The sequence below is a fragment of the Oleiphilus sp. HI0128 genome (assembly GCF_001635365.1).
Window position 1 is genome coordinate 1 of record NZ_LWGG01000878.1, and the last position, 5,189, is coordinate 5,189.

3 protein-coding genes are annotated in these 5,189 nt (G+C 41.2%); all 3 read left to right on the forward strand.

Translation table 11 applies throughout. From position 1 onward, the window contains the following. Positions 1-14 precede the first annotated feature (14 nt). Genes yidC through A3763_RS14035 form a run of 3 tightly spaced genes read left to right on the forward strand, consistent with a single transcriptional unit; the run spans position 15 to position 5,020 of the window. Complete coding sequence (gene yidC / locus A3763_RS14025; protein WP_068507314.1) at positions 15-1,694, forward strand: membrane protein insertase YidC; 1,680 nt, start codon at positions 15-17, stop codon at positions 1,692-1,694. Between the two features lie 17 nt (positions 1,695-1,711). Beyond that, positions 1,712-3,088 carry a tRNA uridine-5-carboxymethylaminomethyl(34) synthesis GTPase MnmE gene (gene mnmE, locus A3763_RS14030; RefSeq protein ID WP_068507313.1) on the forward strand — a complete coding sequence of 459 codons (1,377 nt, stop codon included), beginning with the start codon at positions 1,712-1,714 and terminating at the stop codon, positions 3,086-3,088. A 60-nt stretch (positions 3,089-3,148) separates the two neighbouring features. Further along, complete coding sequence (locus A3763_RS14035) at positions 3,149-5,020, forward strand: MFS transporter (protein WP_068507312.1); 1,872 nt, start codon at positions 3,149-3,151, stop codon at positions 5,018-5,020. The last annotated feature ends 169 nt before the right edge of the window (positions 5,021-5,189 follow it).

Here is a 5,189-nt window from a genome sequence, read left to right on the forward strand (position 1 = left end):
GGTAGTGAATTATTATGGATCTTAGACGTAGCATTATTTTTGTTGGCTTAGCAGTTGTATCATATATGTTGATACTTGCCTGGAATGAAGATTATGGCCAGCAAGCATCGCAAACCGCAGTTAAACAAGCCATTCCACAAGAGTCTATTGGTTTAAGTACTTCTGCAGAAAGTAGCGAAGATTCTGAATTTACTGTACCTGAGTCTGCTGCTGCAAGTATTGATAGCACAGCCCAAACAAAGAATTCCACCTCGCAACAATCGTCAAGCGTTCATATCAAAACAGATGTATTAGATTTATATCTTGATCTTAAAGGCGGTAATGTTATTTCGGCAAAAATGCCTCAGCATAAAGTTAGCTTAGGCTCAGAAGAAGCACTGGCGCTGTTGGAAAGTGGTAATGGTAGACATTACGTTGTTGAAAGTGGTCTATTTGGAAAAAATGGATATGATTCCTCTAAAAACGGCCCAGCTCCTATTTACTCATCATCATCTTCTTCATACGAGTTACAAGAAGGACAAGATAGCCTTTCAATAGACCTTAATTTTGAAAGTGATGATGGTGTATCAATTACTAAGCGTTATGAATTCAAGCGCAATGATTATCTGATTAATGTCAGCTATATCATTAATAACAAGACTAATGATAACTGGCAGGCAAACCTGTCTGGAAAGATTGTAAGAGATCGTTCCTCTGACCCATCGAGCCAAAATAGTATGGGTATGCAGTCATTTTTGGGAATGGCGCTTTCAAGCGCTGAAAAACCTTACGAGAAATATGACTTTGAAGACATGCTTGACTCCCCTATCAATGAACAAATTCATGGTGGTTGGGTTGCATTTATTCAGCATTACTTCCTAAGTGCCTGGATCCCAGATAATGGCGTTACTCATACTTATCAAACACGCGTGAAAGGCGGTCGATATTTGATGGGCTTTATTAGCCCTGCAATCGAAGTCGCTCCAGGAGAAACCAAGACGACATCTGCACAGTTATATATTGGTCCAAAGATTATGGAGCGTTTGGAAGCTATTGCACCAAACCTTGATTTAACCGTAGATTTTGGTTGGTTATTCTGGGTAGCAACGCCACTATTCCTATTGCTTGATTTCTTCTATGGCATTGTATTGAACTGGGGTTTTGCAATTATTCTAGTGACTGTTTGTGTTAAGGCTTTGTTCTTCAAGTTGTCGGCTGCAAGTTATCGTTCTATGGCGAATATGCGTCGGGTAGCACCTAAGCTACAAGCTTTAAAAGAACAGTATGGCGATGATCGTCAGAAGATGTCTCAAGGAATGATGGAGCTCTATAAGAAAGAGAAAATTAATCCTCTTGGTGGTTGTCTGCCTATTCTTGTTCAGATGCCTGTATTTATCGCTTTATACTGGGTTTTGATGGAGAGTGTTCAATTACGCCATGCTCCATTTATGTTCTGGATTCACGATCTATCGGTAATGGATCCTTACTTCATTCTGCCGATTCTGATGGGTGCAAGTATGGCTATCCAAATGCAGCTAAATCCATCTCCGCCTGATCCAATGCAAGCTAAGATCATGAAGATTATGCCTGTTGTAATGACTGTTTTCTTCTTATGGTTCCCTTCAGGGCTAGTTCTTTACTGGTTAGTAAACAATATTCTGTCGATTGCACAGCAGTGGGTAATTACCAGACAAATCGAAAAAGCTAACGCTTAATCTACCCTGTTCTTGATATGAGTGAATATTATCAAGACACTATTGCAGCTCTTGCTACGGCGGCAGGTCGTGGCGGAGTTGGAATTGTCAGGGTATCAGGCCCAAAAGCCTTAGATATCGCTAAACTGATGGTTCATTTTGAGCCTAAGAATCGATATGCACATTATTGCGATTTCTATGATCCAGATGGTTTACGTTTAGATCAGGGAATTGCCCTGTACTTTAAAGGTCCCCACTCCTTTACCGGTGAAGACGTCGTTGAGTTCCAAGCTCATGGTGGCCCGGTCATTCTGGATCTTTTGTTAAAAGCCATCGTTTCGAATGGTGCTCGCTTAGCAGAAGCGGGAGAATTTTCTCAACGCGCCTTTTTTAATGACAAGCTGGATCTGGTTCAGGCTGAAGCTATTTCTGACTTGATAAACAGTACTTCCGAGCAGGCTGCTCGTTCTGCTTTGCGTTCCCTACAAGGGGACTTTTCTCAGCAAGTTGATGCCATTGTATCCGGCTTGATTAAACTCCGAATGTACGTGGAAGCAGCAATTGATTTCCCTGAAGAAGAAGTTGATTTTCTTTCTGAGTCACATGTCCTGGAGCAAGTTGATACTCTGATTGATACCTTGAATGACTTAATCAATAATGCGAATCAAGGGGCACTACTAACTGAAGGAATGAGGGTGGTAATTGCCGGTCGTCCAAATGCAGGTAAGTCTAGTTTGCTGAATGCTTTAGCAGGACGCGATTCAGCTATTGTGACTGATATTGAAGGAACTACACGTGATGTGCTTAAAGAGCAGATCAATATTGATGGAATGCCTTTACATATTATTGATACGGCAGGGCTTCGAGAAAGTACTGATAAAGTTGAACAGATTGGTATTGATAGAGCTTGGCAGGAAATTGAACAAGCTGATCGAATTCTTTTAGTTGTTGATGCTTCATCTATTGAATCAAACTCTGACTCATTACCAGACACGCTATGGCCAGAGTTTTTGGAAAAGCTCGATAATCAGGACCATATAACAATTGTTCGAAACAAAGTGGATAAAACGTCAGAAGCCCCATCGACTGCTTCGCTTGGTGAATTCCCACTTATTTCTTTATCCGCTAAGCAAAAACAAGGCTTAAGCTTACTACAAGATCACCTTAAAGAGTGCGTTGGTTATAAGGCTAATAATGAAGGTACATTTACTGCACGCAGACGGCACCTAGATGCCTTAAATCGTGCTTTGGATGCTGTAAATCTTGGTCGAAGACAGCTAACAGAGCTCAATGCCGGCGAGTTATTAGCCGAAGAGCTGCGTATTGCCCAAGATAATCTAGGGGAAATTACCGGTAAGTTCAGGCCCGATGACCTTCTTGGTGAAATCTTCAGTAGTTTCTGTATTGGAAAGTAGCTAGCGACTGATCAGAGCTCTATACTGTTGGCTTGCTTAAACTAGTTACAGGAGACAAGGATGAGTCAATCGGCCTTATTGAAAAGCAAACGATTTGCCCCCTTTTTCGCTACCCAGTTTTTGGGGGCATTTAACGATAATATCTATAAAAATACCCTAATGCTGATCATCGCATTCAAGGCATCGGATGCCTTAGGTATGAATGCTGATACGGTTCTTAACCTGGCAGCAGGTCTATTTATTCTGCCCTTCTTCATCTTTTCTGCTATTGCTGGCCAAATTACCGATAAATATGAAAAATCAGGCCTAATTCGAAAAATTAAGTTTGCTGAAATTCTTATTATGTCGGTGGCAGCATTAGGCTTGTTGATGGAGTGGTATTCCCTGCTCCTGGTTTTACTATTTGTGATGGGAACGCAGTCAGCATTTTTTGGACCTGCAAAATATGCCATCATCCCTCAACACCTAAAGTCAGAAGAATTGGTCGGTGGCAATGCGCTGATAGGCATGGGCACTTTTGTTGCGATTCTTTTGGGTACTATTGGCGCTGGTATCATCATGCAATTAGATAGCTTTCTGATTGTGACAGCATGTGCCGTCGTGTTTTTTGCATTGCTCGGTTATCTTAGTAGCCGTTCAATACCTTTGGCCCCACCGAGCCAAGCTGATATAACAGTCTCATATAACCCTATTAAAACTACCCACTCTCTAATTGTCGAAGCAAGAAAGCACCGGCCGATATATTTAGCAATTGCGGCAATCTCCTGGTTTTGGTTTTTAGGTGCAGCTTATTTAACGCAATTCCCTAACTTCTCGAAAGAAGTCTTGTTGGGGGACTCCTCACTCGTCACCTTACTATTGGCGGTATTTACCATTGGTGTTGCACTTGGCTCGATGCTTTGTGAAAAACTGTCTTCATCACAGGTTGAGTTGGGTATTGTACCGATTGGCGCGTTGGGATTAAGCCTATTTGGTGTAGATCTTTATAGCGCAATTCCTCATCAACCTGAAATTATCCACACTTGGCTTACATTCCTAAACGCTGAAGGTTCTTTTAGAGTGTTGATTGATCTGATCGGTATAGGTATCTCAGGAGGCATCTTTATCGTCCCACTTTATGCCTTTGTCCAGGAAAGAGCGGAACCGGCTTTTAGAGCGAGAACCATCGCTGTGATTAACATTATGAATGCCTTGTTTATGGTGGGAAGCGCTATCACAGGAATGATCTTACTGGGAATGCTAGGTCTTGAAATACCAGAATTCTTCCTGGTTTTATCCATAATGAATTTCGTTGTTTGCCTATACATATTTTATCAAGTAGATGAATTTGCGATTCGCTTTTGTATATGGATATTAGGTCATACCATGTACCGAGTCAGCCACGAAGGCTTGGATAATATTCCTCGCGAAGGTGCAGCAGTAGTGGTTTGTAATCACGTATCATATGTTGATGCGCTCATACTTGCCGGTGCATGTAGACGCCCTATGCGCTTCGTGATGGATCATAATATTTTCAAAAACAAATTTTTAGCTTGGTTTTTCAGAGCGGTCAAAGCCATTCCAATCGCGCCTGCGCATCAGGATCAAGAAATTTATGATCAAGCTTTCGAGTCAATATCTGAAGCACTAAACAATGAAGAGATAATTTGTATTTTCCCGGAAGGTAAGCTGACAAGAACTGGCGATATCAACGAGTTTAAAACTGGCATTGAAATAATAATCGGGCGTGATCCTGTCCAAGTAGTGCCGATGGCCCTACAAGGCCTTTGGGGAAGTGTTTTTAGCCATAAAGATGGAGCTGCCTTTTCGAAAGGTCCTAAACGTTTCTGGTCTAAGGTAAGGGTAATTGCTGATAAACCACTTAATCCAGATCTAGTAAGCGCCGAATTGTTGCAATCGAAAGTTATGCACTTAAGAGGAAATGTTCAATAGAGCACTTATGCCAAGCTGTGGATAACTTTAGCCTCTAACTTATGGTTTAAGAGTTAAATTCAATATATCTTTATTTAACAAATGCTTATAGTGTTTTGTTAAAGTTTAAAATTAATGTGCCTGTGGATAAGTTGTTTGATAACTTCTTTATAATCGTGTGATAAGTGCT